The following is an 18,217-nucleotide window of genomic DNA, read 5'->3' on the forward strand; positions in this document are numbered from 1 at the left end:
ATGGTATTAAAAGTAAGCATTTTGAAAATTTGCAGGAATATCTTCTTTCACGATTTTACCGTAATCAAATTTCAAAAGCTTATCACAGTAATGGAAATATCTATCGTCATGAGTAACAGCAATGATGGTTTTACCTTGTGATTTCAATTTGGGAATCAATTCTTCATAGAAATATTTTCTGAAATACGGATCCTGATCTGCCGCCCACTCGTCCAGTACTACGATCGGTTTGTCTTCCAATAAAGCAAATATCAACGCCATCCTTTTGCTTTGACCTTTTGAAAAACTTCTTCTGGCAGATTCTTCTGAATCGTCTTTTACGATATTTTCAAGTTTAAATGTTTCAAGTAATATTTTATATTTTGGATTATTTTCCAGTATATAATCATCATAATTTTGTGAAAAGAGGTGATTGCTGGTAAATACAGCAGAAATAAGATTCTGGATTTCCTTCTCTGAATTTATTTTTTCACCGTCAAAAAAAATATCCCCCTGGTCAGGAACATACAAACCTGAAAGAATATTGATAAAAGTACTTTTACCGCTTCCGTTTCCTCCTACAATAAAGATAACTTCTCCTTTGTTAATTTCAAGGTTGATAGGCCCTAACTCAAAATTAGCATCTGCATTATCATTTTTATAGTTAAAATGAATATTCCTAAAATTTAATTTTGAAAAGTCGGCAGCCAGTTCTTTATTATGTACATTAACAATCTTTTCATTTTTAAAATCCTCATAAAATGTTTCAAGACGTTTGTTCGCTACAAACAGTCTGGTGACCACATCCTGAAGATTGATCAGGTTATTAATAGGACCAGCAATAAATAATAAAACCAGTACATATGGAATTACAAATTCTCTTTTCAGCCATCCTAATTCAGGTAATATAAAAAGAATAATACCCATTATAATGTACATCCCATACTGACTGATAAGCCCTATTGATAAAAAGGAAAAACTAATTTTAAAATCCAACGCATAGGATGCAGTCCTGTTTTCATATACATAGTTTTCAAGCAGTTTCTTTCTTCTTTTATCACTGATCATTAATTCTTTAAAACCACTGATCACGTCCTGTACATACCCGAAATAATGCTCATTATATTTTTTCACCTTTTCTATCGACTTTGATAAGGAATTCATTACTAAATAATAGATTCCAGCAATTATCAAAATCGCAACAAGAATAATTACCGCAGATACCGGAGATAATTTGACGAGATAGAAAAGGCATAATATTACCATCAGTAAAGAGGAGAATGCTGCAGTTACCACAGCCGGCAGTGAATAAAATGTTCTTGTATCTTCCACAGCTGTATAAAACCTCTGAGTTCCTAATTTCTCGATTTTTATCAATGGTGTATCCAGTATTTTCTGGAATAATTTCTTTTCTAATTGGGAAAGCAATTCAAAGGTTATTTTATTGAGCTCTCTCTGAAAAAAGATACTTAATAAATAAGCATAGACAACAAAAGCAAAAAAGGTTATATAAATATAGCTGCTTGCCGAAAGCTGATTAGACAGTGTATTGTTTATTATATAAATAATAGCAAAACTCAGTAAACTGCTTATAACCGCATATACAGATATTAAGATGATGTGTTTAGATTTTATTTTTAACATAATTTGATTCTTTTAATTTAAAACAATGGTTAATGAGTTTTCCTATTTCTGGTCCGTTATCATGAATAAAAAAGTGATTTCCAGGCAATATTGAATGATGAAATTGAGACTCTGTAAATCCTCTCCAATTTTCAATTTTTGTATTGAGTGATTCTTCGCTGCCCATCATCGCATAAATGGGTGTTTTAATGACGACATCATTTTCAAAACCCTGTTCTTTTTCTATGCATTCGAAATCAGCCCTCATGATTTTAGCGAAAAAAGAAAATGCATCGTGGTTTTCAAGGATTTCGATTGGAATTCCACCCATCTCTGATATTCTTTTTTTGAAAGTATCATCATCTAAATTGTATCTGATAGGAATTTTATGATTTTTTAAAGGCCCCGGATTTCCTAATACCATTAAAAACTCCGGGAAATCATGATCTTCTTCAAGCATCCGGGTAACAGAAAGGCCAAGCAAGGCTCCCATACTATGTCCTAATACGATAAAAGGAGAACCGTTCCTCTTTTTTTTTATCTGCAGAAAAAGGTCATCAATTGCTTCTTTTTTTCCGGTTATTAAACTTTCTCTAAATCTTTCTCCTCTACCCGGCAGTTCTATAGGAATAAATTCGATGTCGGAGGTTATTGTTTTTTGTAAAAAATTGTAAGAATATTTATTTCCGCCTGCAAAATGTAGCAAAAAAAGCTGTTTATTCATTATTTAGGGGTTGGTGTTTAGGGGTTAAACTTTGTCCATGCATCATCTTGCGATGCTTTTTCAAAACTGGATTTCATTTTAGATAAACTATCTTTTATAATGGTATCATTCTGAAGCTTGTTGATTGCTGAAATGATTCCTGAATTATTTATCGAATGAGTTTCTATTTTTATTCCTAATTGGTGGGCAGCTACCCTATCTGCATTTTCAAACTGGTCAAGCCCTAATGGAATAACAGCCATCGGAATTTCATGCATGATGCATTCTTTAACCCCCCCCATTCCGCCATGTATGATGGCAAGGTCTGAATGTTGAAGCATGGCCACCTGAGGAAGCCAATGGTGAATTCTTATGCTATCTGAAGCCTGAGATTTATAGTTATCAAATAAGTTTCCGACCGATATATTAAGGATATAATCTTCCATAGATTCCTGTCGAAAACTATCGATAAGTGTTTGCGTAATGTATTGTGCTTTTTCGTTATCAATTTGTTCGGCCCATGAACCTAATGAACAATAAACCAACTTTTTTCCAGATTTCTTCTGTTTAGAAATCTCATTTTCAAGATTATCCATATCATAATGTAAATGAAAAATATTCTGCTCAGGGATACAAGGTCCTACATACATATCATTTCCATTAACCACTGCATTTTCTATTAAGAATTCTTTTGAGGCAGGTACTACATTATAGAAGTTTTCAAAAACACATAAAACATCGTTCAGAGAATTCATTGCATATCCTTTATCGATAAGGTAATTAATCAGAAGATTAGTAGATTCCAGGTTGGCATCATCCATAAGCATATTGATGCTCCATTCTTTTACCTTTTCTGTAAATGATGTTTTACTGAAATCGTTATCAACAGGAAAGTGGCAATATACCAGGAATGTTTTTATCTTATATTTCAAATAGAAAGTGGCTGCTTCTATTGGATTATAGGCTGTAAAAAGAATAGCTGACGGATTAAAATCCTGCATCAGCTCATCAAGACCACCATCGATAATTGTACGAATAACATCCGCATTGATTTTACCAGACTCATATTTGCTGCCTTTCGGATAATAATCCCCAAAAATAGATGTGTATGGAAATGATGTCCCGGATATTATTTCTGTCACATCAGGTACACCGATATAATGAACATGGGCCCCCATCTGATGAAGTTTTTCACTGATTCCCAGCGTAGGAATTATATTTCCTCTAAATGCATCCGTATAAACCAATATTTTTTTCATAAGGTTATTGTTTTTTATGGTTATCTGCTTCTCTCTCTTTCACTTTCATTTCCAAGTGCTCTTTCTCCTTTGGAAATTTTATCATTTCCAAAACTATAGTTGATGGAAAATCTAAAGAATCTATTATTGGCGAACGATTTATAAGTCTGTGCGATCCCGTTAATTTCCGACAGCATGGTCCGTGGACTGGAATTAAATATATCGTACGCTGCAATGCTTAGATTTAATCCTTTATAGGGCGTCTTGTAAGAAAGAGCCATATCTAATGAATTGGCATCAGAGTAATGAAACAAATTTTGATTAGATGATGATCCGTACCAGTAATTGATATCCAGGGTCAAGGTTTTTGATTGATTAAGAGTCAATGAATTATTAAGGGCTCCAAAAAACTCAAATCCGTTCCTCAAAACTAGATTAATATCCTGGGTCTTTTTTGACTGGGAATAATTCAGGAAAAGAGTAACATAACTTTTCCACCATGCAAGGGCATTAAATTCATACGTTTCCGATAAAGAATAGCCATAACTTTTAAAATAATTATCAAAGGTTACGATCTGCTCTTTAGTTTCATCATTCATTTTAAAGAACACATTATATGCATTTGAATTTACATTAAAAGCCAATTTGGAAGTCAGGCTCTTATAAGTATGGGAAAGTTCAATATTATCTACATAAGATGGCTTCAGATATGGATTACCCATAGAAGAAATCTGGCTGTTGATATAGGATCTTGCCGGGTTTAGCTGCCCATAAGATGGTCTTTGTATCCTTCTGGAATAGTTTAATAATAAGCTATTATTTTCATTAATTGTATTTTTGATAAATACTGACGGAAATAATTTCAAATACTTATTATAATCAGTCTGATCTAAGATGACAGAATGTCCTTTGGTCTGTGTATATTCTGTTCTCAATCCTATTTGTCCCTCCCATTTATCAGAAAACTTCTTTGTTGCATTAAAATAGAGAGCCTGAATCGCTTCATCATATTTGAACTGATCTGATTGAGTTAGAGTATTATTGGAAGTAAGATCATAATTATTGAGTAAATAATTGGTTCCTGTAAATCCTACTTTACCTCCATAGTTAAGATTCATGAATTTTCCGGGATGTTCAATATCAAATTTTAAACTATAATTATTAATATCCTGGTTTGAAATCCCTCTATTAAAGAAATTAATTCCCTCAAAACTGTAATCCGGATTATATTGATTGGAAAGGATGGTATTATTCCTATCTGTTACATAGCTAAGATAATCCAAGTCTATATTTAACTTTTTTCCCAGGGTATCTAACTTCTGTTCCAAATGAAGGTTCAATGAGTGATTATTATTTTTATCACGGATATGTCCATCTCCTTTCAGAAAATAAAGAGGCACGTTTGCGTTGTTAACTACAGCTGTATTTACATTATCGTCAACGTAATTGTTGTATACTCCTCCCAGATACTGTAATCCAATCTTTGTTTTGGGCATTATGTCATAATCTATCAAAAACCTCCCGGAGAACTGATTATAATTCCACTTTTGCTCTGTCGTTAAGAAATAGGGATCCGAAAAGAAAATATCCGACATCTGTTTTGTAAAGGTGTCACCGTAGCTATATCCCGTGTTGAGTAAAAAACTGAGTTTATTCTTCTGATAGGTAAAATTGTTATTTACTGTCTGTAAGATATATTTTGTTTTTGCAACATCAGTTGTCAAAGTAGTATTGTTATTCCATGAATTCTTTTTGGTCTTTTTAAGAACAAGATTCACAATTCCACTGTTTCCTTCGGCTTCATACCTGGCTGATGGGTTACTAATGACTTCTACAGATTTAATGTTTTCGCTTGGTATAGATTTTAAAAAGTTTTTCAAATCATCTCCGCTTAAATTGATCATTCTCCCGTCAATCATTACTTTAACAGCGTCCCTTCCAAGCATTGATATCTGATCATTTTTCAAAACAAGCCCCGGTACAGATTTCATCGTCTCGAAAATATTCCCCTTGTTCGCAAGAGCATTGTTTTCAACATTAAACACGGTCCTGTCCAGTTTATGGGTGATCATTTTGGGTGAAGAAGTCAGTTTAACCTCTTCTATTAATTTAGATACGGTTACCAACTCTATGTCAGCCAATTTAGTATCCGAATTAATGATTATTTCTTTTTCAAAAGAGGTATACTCGGAGTTTTTAACGGTCAGTATGTATTTACCTTTTATGAGCTCTATACTAAAGTTTCCTCCATCATTTGTCATTACTTTCCTGTTATTATTTGAAGGAGTAGTTTTAAAAAGAAGTTCTGCATTTTTTACAGGTTCTTTTTCTTTGTTTAATACCCTTCCTTCTATTTTATATTGCGAATAAAGTAGAACAGGAAATAGTAAAATTAAAAGATGTAGTAGTTTAACGTTTTTCATAAATATGTAATTACTGCGTTTTTAAAAAGTCTGTGAATTCTTTAATATACTTTGGAAAATCAATACTGGCAGTAGATGCGGGTTGTGATAATTGAATTAAGACTCCATTAGAATATTCAAAGGCTTTCAGATTAATTCCGTCAAATTCTGTCATTTCTTCCATGTATTCATTAAAATAATCATATTCTTTTTCTTCATTCTGGCTTAAATAGCTATAAAATCCAAAAATATTTTTTTCGATATCTTTACTTTCCATGGATTCTATATCCTGTCTAATGACTTGATATGGAATTTTTTGCACTGATCTGCACTCAATCATTCTTACATAGTTCTTCATCATTTCCTCAATTGAATAATTTTCAGAATCAGCATGTGAAACCATAACAAGATTAGTTAATACCCCCATCATATTACCATACTCCGAACTTTCTCTATTACTGCTTAGCATTCCGAATAAATTTTTGTTTGGACTTTTATAATCGGTCATAATTCTGGAAAATACCGACAGGCATAGAGCATTCATAGGAACAGACGCTTTTTTAGATACTACCCTAAGATGTACGAAATCTTCATTTTTAATAAAAGCTTCCTTGATCATAAAATTCTGGAAGAAAACATGGTCACTACCGGAATCTTTATTTTCATACAAAGGAGTTGTCAATAAGGAATTAACCTGATTATTTCTAAGTTCAATCCCGTCATCGGATTTTAAAAATTTCTCCTGGGAATCAATAAAGGTAAAATGGTGAGGTTGCATACTAATTTCTTTACCAGAATTAAAGTAAGCCTCCAATTCATGTTTTAAATAATTAGATGAATAATTATCCAATAAGGAGTGGTGTATTCCGAAAAATAACGAAGCTTGTGGAGTACCGGAAGTTTCGGTTTTAACAACAAAAACTCTTATCAGTTCGCCCTCAAATAAGTCGTACGGCTGGAATATAAACTCTTTTCCAATAGCTTTAATATCCTCTTCTGACCTCACCTGTAAGCTTTCAATATGTATTTTTATAGCTACTTCTGTTTCGGAGATATATCGTTGTAAAACCTGGAGCTGATCCTGCTCATATTTCGTCATCAAAGAAGGAAATCTGGAAAAGCACTTTCTAAGGGTATGTTCAAAATTATTTTCATCAAATCTTTGTATGTCTATATTAAAGTTTACTGATGAATATTTATTCCTGAACAGATGATATTGGTTAGGAGACAACGTCATTGTATCTCCATATTGCCATTCATTGCTGCTTTCATTTTCATTTTCTTCCAGAATCTTTATCATATTTTTCTTATACAATTGAGATAGTTTTTCGATTGTAGATTCATGAAATATGTTTTTTGAATAAAGGATATTTACAGATAGCACTCCGGAAACTATGATCCCTGAAACATCCAGTAAAATAGAAGTTTTCAAATTGTCAGCAGAAACCGCTGTACCTATGCTTTCTGATGAGAAATCAAGCCTCATTTTTTTGTTGTTAACACCTCCTGCATCATCAAAACTTCCCATAAAATTAAAGCATATGCTCGGATCCGATGAGGATTTAATTTTTTCATTCAGGTAGTGAAGAACTCCATATCCAATCCCTTTTTTGGGAATGTTATTTAAGCCTTCTTTTACACTTAATATAAAAGGTTTGGTTTGATCACCAATATCTAATGAAAAAGGATAAACACTTGTAAACCAACCTACTGTCCTGCTTACATCTACATCAGCAGAAATGTTCTCTCTACCATGTCCTTCCATCAGCACCTTAGTTTTGCTTATCCCAAAATGTTCCTGCAGAGACATAGCCATTGCTGTTAACAGAATATCTTTAACTTCAGCATTATATTTCTTGCCTGCATTGGTTTGTAATAAATGAGTCTGCTCTTGATCAAAAGAGAATCCCATACTACTATCAGAAACCTGATTTTCTGCTAAAGGATAATCTGTAGGAATCATTTGATAATCTACGGATTCTATGCTCTCCCAGTAAGCACGTTCTTTTCCTAGAGAAGAGCTGGTACTATATTCCTCCAACACTTTACTCCATTTTTGGAAGGAATGTGTTTTAGCTGGAAGGATATATACATTTCCTAATATAGCCGAATCATACAGATTGTTAAGATCTTCCAACAGAATACGCCAGGATATTCCATCCGCAACCAGGTGGTGAAGGATTAACAGAATTCTGTCGCCGTCACTCATAGACACATGTCCTACATGGAACAAAATCCCCGAAGTGATGTCTATTGAAGTCTGAAGTGTTATTCCAATATCTTCTAAACGTTCAAGTTCTTCTGTTTCTGATGTGCTTGAAGTGATATCAAAATACTCATATCGATAATGCTTACCGGATATATCGGAATTGAATTGTCTCCAACTACCTTCCTCATTAGTATACATCATCCTCATCGCATCATGATGATTGACCAGCTGCTCTATACAATTCTCTAAAATTGAACCTGAGAGTCTTTCAGTGCTTTTTAATACAACGGATTGATTAAAATGATTTTTATTAACAATCTTTTCATCCTCAAAAAAACTACGCTGAATAGGTGTCAGGCTGATCTCTCCACTTACGACAGATTGTTCTATTGCTGAGACTTCGCTTGTAATATGCTTAGTCATTTCTTCCAAAACAGGATACTGTAAAATATGCTCTACTTTCAGGGTATATCCTTTTTGTCTTAATTTTGATACAATCTGAATAGATTTGATGGATTCTCCTCCAAGATTATAATAATTATCCTTCATACTGATAGGACTGTGTTTCAGAATCTGTTCACAAACTTCTACCAAAGCAGATTGCGCTGGTGTAACAGGAGCAACATATTCATTCTTTATAAGGTCGGTAGAAGAAACATCAGGCAGTTTTTTACGGTCAATTTTCCCATTGCTGGTTAAAGGAATATCTTCCAGCTCAACATAAAAGCTCGGCACCATATACTGTGGTAATTTTTCCTCCAGATATTTGGTTAATTCGTCTTTGTCAATCTCAGTATCTGCTACATAATATACCACAATGCTTTTATCACCTTCATGCTCTTTCACATCTGTAACGGCAGTCTTAATGGCATGGCTGTAAGAAATTACCTGGCTGTCGATCTCTCCCAACTCAATACGATGTCCGCGAACCTTTACCTGGCGGTCGATCCTGCCAGAATATTCAATAGTCCCGTCAGGAAGCCATCTTCCCGTATCCCCGCTACGATACATTTTAGTACCCGGTATAAATGGGTTTTCTATAAACTTCTCAGAGGTAAGTTCAGGATTATTAACATATCCCTTTGCCAAACCTGCTCCTGAGATATAAATTTCTCCTGTTACCCCCACAGCCACCAAGTCTTTATCGGAATCCAGAATATAAATTTGCGTATTTGCTATGGGCTTACCAATGGGTATGATTGATAATGCCAAATCACTTCCTTTTTCTATTTTATGCACAGTAGCACAAATACTTGTCTCAGTAGGCCCGTAAGCATTGTAAAAAGTACCATGCTGAAGAAATTCTTTTGTCTTCCCGATAACTGCCGATTCTCCAGCTGTAATTACTGCTTTCAGGTTTTGAAGCTTCTCTACATTGAGTAAGTTGAAGAATGCAGGAGGCAGCGTTACTATATCAATAGAATGCTTCTCTACATATTCTTCAAAGGCAAAGGAATCTTTTCTAACTACATCGCTAAGAATATGAAGGGACTTTCCACAAAGTAAGGTCATAAAAATCTCGAAAATAGATGCATCAAAAGAAAAAGAGGCAAACTGCGCTACATTGTGGTAAGCAGAGACTCCAAAGAATTCCTTTTGAAACTGTGTCATATTGAGTATACCTCCATGGGTATTCATCACACCTTTTGGTTCCCCAGTAGAGCCTGATGTATAAATGATATAGGCAATATCATCCTTTTCTAAAACTTCAGAATTAAATTCTGAATTAATTTCTCCTGTCAATTCTAAATCTATTGAAAAAGATCCACCGGAATAAAAATCAAGATCAAAGAAGTAGTAAGATTCAGTGATCAGTAAAGTCAAACCGGAGGTCATCACTTCTTTTCTGGATTCAGGAAGGTTGGCATCAATCGGCACATACACTGCACCCAGTTTTAATATTCCCAGGATAGAAATGACCTGATTTTCCCCACGGTTAAGCATCACACCTACATGGTCGCCTTTTTTTATTCCATGGGTATTCTGCAATTCCCAGGCAAGGCTAGACGCCCTATCATTTAACTCGGCATAACTTAATTTCAGATCCTCATAAATAATTGCAGTATGATCAGGAGTCTGCTTTACCTGATCCTCAAATAAACTAACGATACTTTGATTCTCAGGATAAAAAGAAGTGGTATTGTTGAAATCTTCTAATAAAAGTTTTTTCTCATTCTCGCCTAAATAACCAGCTTCTAAAATTTTTCTTTCGCCATCAATGAATATATTTTTTAACAAATTAGTAAAATGCATTCCGATGTTATCCATTAATACTCTGTTGAAGACAGAAGCATCATATTTAATATCAAGCATTACCGAGTCTTCTGATGGGAATACAGTAATCAAAAAGTAATAATTGGTTTCATCAACTACTTCTACGTTTTTGATCTCTTCAATTGATGAGCTGCTTTCATTATCCACATAGTTGTCCATGATAGAGTCCTGAACAGGGTAATTTTCAAAAACAATGATATTGTTAATCATGTTATTTCCTAACCCCGAAATTGTCTGGATATCTGAAAGTTTAGAATAATGATAAGGACTGCTTTGAATGGACTTGGTATGTAAATCAAGGAAAAATTCTTTAACTGTATCTTCCTTTTTATATTTTACTCTGATCGGAATGGTATTGATAAATAGTCCTACAATATTTTCAACATCTTCCAGTGCAGGAGGGCGGCCAGACACTACTGCTCCAAATACAGCATCTTCTGATCCGTTATATCTGGAAAGCAGATATCCCCAGACTCCCTGAATATACGTGTTGATCGTAATTCCAATATTCTTGCATAATTTTTCAATTCCTTTGAAAGAATCTCCTTCAATTTTAATCTTATTGCTTACAATTATCTTAGGTTCGTTGGCAGAAGCACGGTCTCGTTCAAACGGAATTACTGCTGGCACGTTAACACCGCTAAGATAGGATTCCCAATATTTCATTGTTTCCTGGTCATCTACTTCTCTTAACCACTCAATATAAGACGAATATTTCTTGGTTTCCGGCAGATTTATTTCTGTTCCGTGTTCCAAAGAACTTAAAATTGCGGAAAAATCATTGATCAGAATACTGAGGCACCAGCCGTCCATAATGATATGATGGTGACTCCAGATGAATTCATAATAGCCATCCGGTAACTCCACAATAACCAAACGCATTTGTGTAGGTTCACTTAAAACAAAGCCTCGGTTTACATCCCCTTGCTTTATATTGTCCAGTTCAAGTTCCGATTCTAATATCAAATGTTTGAAGTCTACATGAGCTTTTTTATGAACAATCTGTAAAGGCACTTCTCCATAACGGTTTTCAAAGGAAGTACGAAGAATGGAATGACGGTTGAGCAACATTCCAAATGCTTTTTCTACCAGAGATAAGTTCAGTTCAGATGATTTAATACGATAGGAGGTCTGCATATAGTAAATTGAGCCGTGAGGGTCTACCAGCCAATGGTAATACAAGCCCTGCTGCATCGGGGAAAGCTCATAAATATCTTCTATATCATTCCCTTTACTGATCTCCTCAATGGTGCTGAATGATAATCCTTTGTAAGTAAGGTCTGATGGAGTTAGAATCACAGATGAATCTTCACTCTCTTTCACTATAGCTTCCAGGTGAGACTGATAAGCGAATAAAAGTTTTTGTATCGTATTTTCTGTAAATAATTTATCTGAAAAACGGATATTGATACTCATCACTCCGTTCACCGTCATTCCTGAGACATCCAACAAGAGATCTGTAGATAAATTAGCAGAATCTACAGAAGAGCCTATATTTTCGGAACTGTAATCAAATAAGGAGCGCTTCCCTTCAGTTTCAGAATCTCCAATTTCATTAAAATCTCCAAGGTAATTGAACTGTATGGAAGGATTACTTGTTGAAGAAAATGCATCACCCAGATAATTCAAAATACCATAACCAATCCCTTTGTTTGGAATACCTCGTAAACCTTCTTTTACACTTACCAAAGCAGGCTGACTGTTATCGCTGATATCAAGGTTAAAAGGATATACACTGGTAAACCAACCTATCGTCCGGCTGATGTCAAGTCCTGTGTTCATCACTTCCCTACCATGTCCTTCCATTAATACCTTGGTCTTGCTAACCCCAAACTGATTCTGTAAAGCCAATGCCAAACCGGTCAGTAAAACATCATTGATCTCTGCACTGTATTTCCTCCCTGCACGAGTCTGTAATAATTTAGTAGCATCAGTACTTAAACTAAAACCTAAGCTTTTATCTAAAACCTGTTTGCCTTCTACAGGATAATCTGTAACAAGAGCTGTATAGTTTTCAGATTCTACGCCTTCCCAATATAAACGCTCTTTGGATAGTTCCAAACTTCTGCTGTATTCATCCAAGGCTTTACCCCAACTCTGGAAGGAATCCGTTTTAGAGGGCAGAGAATATTGTTGTCCTCTAATTTCTGACTCATATAAATTACCTAAATCTTCCAGCAAAATTCTCCACGAAACACCATCCATTACCAAATGATGAACAACTAAAATGATACGGTCCCCATCACTCATGGAAACATGACCCACATGGAATAAAACTCCAGACTCTATGTTGATTGTACTCTGAAGGTCCTTTCCTATTTGTTGTAATTGGAATAATTCTTCTGATTCACTGCCACTGTCCCGGATATCAAAAGACGCTAAACGGTAATGTACGCCATCAATTCCCGAATTATACTGATTCCATTTCCCGTCTTTATGACTATACATCATTCTTAAAGCATCATGATGCTCTACAAGACATTTTAAGGAAGTTTCTAAAACAGAAGCCGACAGTCTTTCACTGCTTTTTAAAATAACAGACTGATTATAATGATTTTTATTGGTGATCCCTTCACTTTCAAAGAAATACCTCTGGATAGGAGTTAGAATACTTTCTCCTGTAACTTCAGACTGGTCGATTTTAGCAACATCTGTTGTCATATAGCACGCCAGCTCTTCTAATACAGGATACTGTAAAATATGTTCTACCTTCAGACTATAACCCTGCTGACGAAGTCTGGAAACTATCTGAATGGATTTTATGGAGTCTCCTCCTAAATTATAATAGTTATCACGGATACTGATCGGACTGTGTTTCAAGACCTGCTCACAGACAGAGACTAATACCTTTTCTTCTTTACTGGTAGCTGCAACATATTCTGTGGTAATAAGATCTTCTGAACTTACTTCTGGTAAACTCTTTCTGTCAACCTTTCCATTGCTTGTTAAAGGAATCTGGTCAAGTTCCACATAAAAGCCGGGTAACATATATTGTGGAAGCTTGCTCTCCAGATGTCTCGCCAGATCCTGCTTGTCAATCGGGGTATCACTTACATAGTACACCACCAAACTCTTATCTTCTTCATGTTCTTTTACTTCTGTAACAACAGATTTAATCGATTCACTGAAAGAAAGCACCTGGCTGTCGATCTCTCCAAGCTCTATCCTATGACCACGGATCTTTACCTGATGGTCAATCCTTCCCAGATACTCTATTGTACCATCAGCTAGCCATTTTCCTAAATCTCCTGTGCGGTACATCTTCGTACCCGGAATAAATGGATTGTCTACAAACTTCTCTGCGGTAAGCTCTGGATTATTTAAATAACCCTGAGCCAATCCAGCTCCAGAGATATACATCTCCCCGCTTACTCCTGCAGGAACCAAATGTTTATTCTCATCTAAAATATAAATCTGCGTATTGGCGATAGGCTGACCGATAGGTATGGTAGAAGAAGCTAAATCACTCCCCTTTTCAAGTTTATGTACGGTAGCACAGATGCTCGTCTCTGTAGGACCATAAGCATTGTAAAAAGTTCCATACTTCAGATATTCTTTCGTCTTACCAATAATTGCTGATTCTCCTGCGGTTATTAAACCTTTCAATCCCTGAAGTCTCTCAACATTCAGTAAACTGAAAAATGCCGGTGGCAGTGTTACCAGATCAATGGAATGATTGTTTACATACTCTTCAAAGGCATAAACATCTTTTCTCACTGAATCACTCAAAATATGAAGACTCTTACCACTTAGCAACGTCATAAAAATCTCTGAAATAGAAGCATCAAATGAAAAAGAAGCAAACTGAGCAACATTCTCATAAGAGGAAACTTCAAAGAATTCTTTCTGGAATAACATTGTATTCAAAATACCGCCATGAGTATTCAAAACTCCTTTTGGTTCTCCCGTAGAACCGGAAGTGTATATGATGTATGCAATATCATCTCTTTCTAAAACTTCTGATGTAAACCCTGAGGCATCTTCTTCTGTAAATTCTAAATCTATAGAAAAAGATTCACCAGAATAGAAATCAAGGTCAAAGAAATAGTAAGATTCGGTGATCAGTAAAGATAAATCAGAAGTCATCACTTCTTTCCTGGATTCTGGAAGATTCGCATCTATAGGTACATAAACTGCTCCTAGTTTCAATATCCCAAGAATAGAAACGATCTGATTTTCTCCACGATTAAGCATTACTCCTACATAATCGCCTTTCTTGATTCCATGATCCACCTGAAGACGATAAGCTAAAGCATTCGCTTTATTATTCAGCTCTTCGTAGCTTAATACTGTATCTTCGAAAACAACAGCTCTTGAATCTGGATTTTTGGCCACTTCTTCTTCAAATAAACTAACAATATTTTGATTGTCAGGGTATGAAACAGAAGTATCATTAAATTCTTTTAGCAATACTTCCCGATCAGCAGAGCTTACATATTCTAATTCTGATAAAGGAGTATTGGGAGAGTCAATAAATTTTAATAGTAATTCTTTGTAATGTTTTATAAAGTTCTGAATAATATCTGAATCATACAGATCCTTATTATAGTTTACTTTGATGTATAACTGGTCATTAATAACACCAAAGTGAAACTCAATATCATTCTTACAGTTACCTCCTTTAAATTCCTGAATATTATCTGTTACTATTTCATGTATTGAATAAGGATCTGTTGTGGCTTCATGAAATGTAATTGAAATATCAAAAATTGAGCTTTTAGACTGATCTCTTTTAAAATCAATATCATTCAATATCTCACTCAGCGGATATATGGAATGCTCATAAGCGGAGATCAGGTTCTCTTTAACTTTTTCAAAGAAAGTATTAAAGCTATCTGTAGAACTTACTTTATTTCTTAACACTAATGTTCTTAAAAAATAACCGATCTGCTGAGAAAATTCATCTCTTTCCCTGATAGCCATCGGGGATCCTACAATAATATCTTCATGGTGGGTATATTTGTACAATAATGCCTTTAACACTGTAAGAACTCCCATGAAAAGGCTTCCATGACGTTTCTGCACCAAATTACTAAGCAGCTTGGTATTCTCAAGGGATAAAAACATCTGAAAAGCTACACTGTCATAGGTTTTGAAAGATGGTTTTATCTTATCTGTAGGAAACTGAACTACTTCCGGTAACGGTAACAAAACATCCTGCCAGTATTTTTTGTGATCCTTTGAAGCTGACAATTGTTCATAGGTCCAGTCAATATAATCCTTATACTGATATTTTACTTCTTTTTCCGGCTCAGCCCCGATTAAATAGGCCTTATATACTGAGAATATTTCATTTTCAAATATCTTAACGGACCATTCATCCGCTATAATATGATGTATATTATAATAGAAAATGCTATTTCCTTCAGGAAGATGAATTAAATAACATCGTAAAAGCAGACCGTTTTCTAAATCAAAATTTACAAGATTATCTTTATTGATAAAATCCATCCCGTCCCCATAATTACCATGAGTATAATCGACTTCATGTATATCCGCTTCTACTTTATGATGGATTATTTGCTCCAAATCTCCTGAAGCATTTAATTTAAAATTGGTTCTTAAAATTTCATATTTGTTTAGAACAAAATTCAATGCCCTTTTTAATAATTCAAGATCTAAAGTTTCCCGAATATAGAAATTTGAAGGTAAGTGGTAGGTTATGGATGCTGTAGGGTCCTGGCATGTTATCCATATTTCCCTTTGAACATGAGATGTTCTGTAATGGATATTACCTTGTTCATCTACAGAAACATTTGAGAGTGATTTATTTTTAAAAAATTGAACTAAAGAATCTTTATTTATTTTTATTTCCTTCAAAAGCTCAGTTGGAATATTCTCTTTCGTGGAAATGATTTCTAAATCATCATTCTTCAATACAACTTCTATGTTATTTTCTTTTAATTTATCAATAAAATTTTTCATAAATTTTGGTATAATTGATATTTCTGTTAAAAATTATCCTTAGTTAATGCAGCTTATAATCTTTGATTATTTTTTAATATATAAAACAATATCAATCTGTTAAGGGAGATAATATTGAGTTTACATAGAAATATCGTTGGGATTCAAGCAGACCATTTAAAAACTTTGCATTTTTATTTAAACCAAATGCAAAGTTTATAATTGATCATTGATTTAAAATCTAACTTTACATTACAATTCAGTAATTCCGTTATACATATTCTATTGTCTTTTCCCCGAATAATCTTTCTGCCTCGATGCCTCTGGATATACATTCTTCCAGCAGTTTATTGGATTCTACAATAGCTTTGGATTCATCTGTATATTTAATAGAACTGATGAATACCAGCCAAGGTTCCATTCCCATTGCATATACAAATACATCTTTAGGATTAAAAATATCGATAAAGGCTATTCCCTGATTGTAGTCAGATCCGGCCAGACGTCGGGAAAGGTCTTTATCCCTTTCTAATTTTTTATACATTAATGGTCCGTACAGCCAGGATAAAGGAGCTCCTTCACATTCCATTCCCAGGAATAACACATCCACTTCTCCAACGATTCCTTTTACTTTTTCATAGATCTTTGGCTCGATGTTACAAGAATCTGCTGCAAATAAAAGTCTGATGCCATTGTGTAGGGAAAAGTGATAACACAGTTTACTTCTAACATCAAGATCGGCATGTTCTCCTAAGAATGGAAGTCCTGTGATCACACAATTCTCCATTTCGATGCTTTCCAACTCATTCAATTCAATAACCTGCTTAAAGCCTATTTTCTTAAACATCAACTTAAGATCTGGATCCTGTAAGTTTCCTTTACTGCTGCTTGGAACAATAATCGTTTTTATTCTGTGGCGTAATTGTAATAACGTTTCCAAAAGAATATGATCCTGATGGTTGTGAGTAATTAAAACATAATCAATTTCTTCAGGAAGATCATTAATGGTATATCTGTTCACATCTGTTTCATATCCGTCATAGCTTATAACGGGATCTACCACAATTGATACTTTTTTGGTTTCAACCAAAACGCAGGCATGTCCGAAATATCTGGTTCTAACTCCCGGCCCGTTATATTTTCGGAATTCTGCCGGTTTTTCTTTAGTAAAAAAGGTTTTGAAAAGCTCTTCTTTTTCAGCAGGAATATTTAATAATTCTTTGATTCTATTATAATCTCCCGGAATTTTTTTCATTGTAAACAGCTCATCTATTACTTCAGATTTGAAAGGAATATCAAGATGAATAACATTTTCATCCGGTAATCTTGGAGTACTTAACACAAATGATCTTGAATCATCGGAATCAATTAATTGTAAGCTTATAGACTGAGCCGACTCATCGTAATACTTACTCGCATATAATAATGGTTCTATTAATCTGTAGTTGACATTATTATTTAAATCGTAATACAGCTCAACATATCCTTTTAGAATTTCAGGAATCTTTTCATACATACTATTAAGAGAGAAGCCCTGAACTTCTGATTGCAAAATCTCATTTAATTCTCTTAAGGCATTGTCCAATTCTAATAAATGTGCTCTTTTTTCGATGGTCTCGTCGTGTAATCTTGAAACCTCATTTACCCTTTCCGTCTGATAATCGATGAACGGACCTCCCAGCATTTTAGGATTTTTAACCGCTAAACTATGTGTTTTTGCATTTTTAATATAAGAGGACATAATTCTCAGGTGTCTATGCTTTATATTCATTGCTGCAGTAACCGGAGATATAAGGTGAGACCATGCATACCATAGATCTACCAATGGCTCAATTACGACATTAAGTTTTAAATAGGTATCGTTTTTTAAATTTTCCATTTTTTA

6 protein-coding genes are annotated in these 18,217 nt (G+C 34.4%); all 6 read right to left on the reverse strand.

The genetic code is table 11. From position 1 onward, the window contains the following. Positions 1-6: 6 nt before the first annotated feature. Positions 7-1,623 carry a cyclic peptide export ABC transporter gene (locus ACNFU2_RS07125; RefSeq protein ID WP_273648442.1) on the reverse strand — a complete coding sequence of 539 codons (1,617 nt, stop codon included), beginning with the start codon at positions 1,621-1,623 and terminating at the stop codon, positions 7-9. Further along, positions 1,604-2,326, reverse strand: coding sequence for a thioesterase II family protein (locus tag ACNFU2_RS07130; protein ID WP_306612879.1), 723 nt, complete (start codon positions 2,324-2,326; stop codon positions 1,604-1,606). Before ACNFU2_RS07130 ends, ACNFU2_RS07125 begins: the two co-directional genes overlap by 20 nt. Before the next feature lie 17 nt (positions 2,327-2,343). Then, positions 2,344-3,564, reverse strand: coding sequence for a glycosyltransferase (locus tag ACNFU2_RS07135; RefSeq protein ID WP_273648444.1), 1,221 nt, complete (start codon positions 3,562-3,564; stop codon positions 2,344-2,346). A 20-nt stretch (positions 3,565-3,584) separates the two neighbouring features. Beyond that, positions 3,585-5,966, reverse strand: coding sequence for a TonB-dependent receptor domain-containing protein (locus ACNFU2_RS07140; protein ID WP_273648445.1), 2,382 nt, complete (start codon positions 5,964-5,966; stop codon positions 3,585-3,587). A 10-nt stretch (positions 5,967-5,976) separates the two neighbouring features. After that, positions 5,977-16,353: an amino acid adenylation domain-containing protein gene (locus ACNFU2_RS07145; protein ID WP_418124438.1), complete on the reverse strand. Its 10,377-nt coding sequence runs from the start codon at positions 16,351-16,353 to the stop codon at positions 5,977-5,979. A gap of 250 nt (positions 16,354-16,603) precedes the next feature. Then, positions 16,604-18,211, reverse strand: coding sequence for an MBL fold metallo-hydrolase (locus tag ACNFU2_RS07150; RefSeq protein WP_273648447.1), 1,608 nt, complete (start codon positions 18,209-18,211; stop codon positions 16,604-16,606). Positions 18,212-18,217 lie beyond the last annotated feature (6 nt).

Origin of the sequence: Chryseobacterium sp. PTM-20240506, from assembly GCF_048296755.1 — a bacterium.
GTDB lineage: Bacteria > Bacteroidota > Bacteroidia > Flavobacteriales > Weeksellaceae > Chryseobacterium > Chryseobacterium proteolyticum.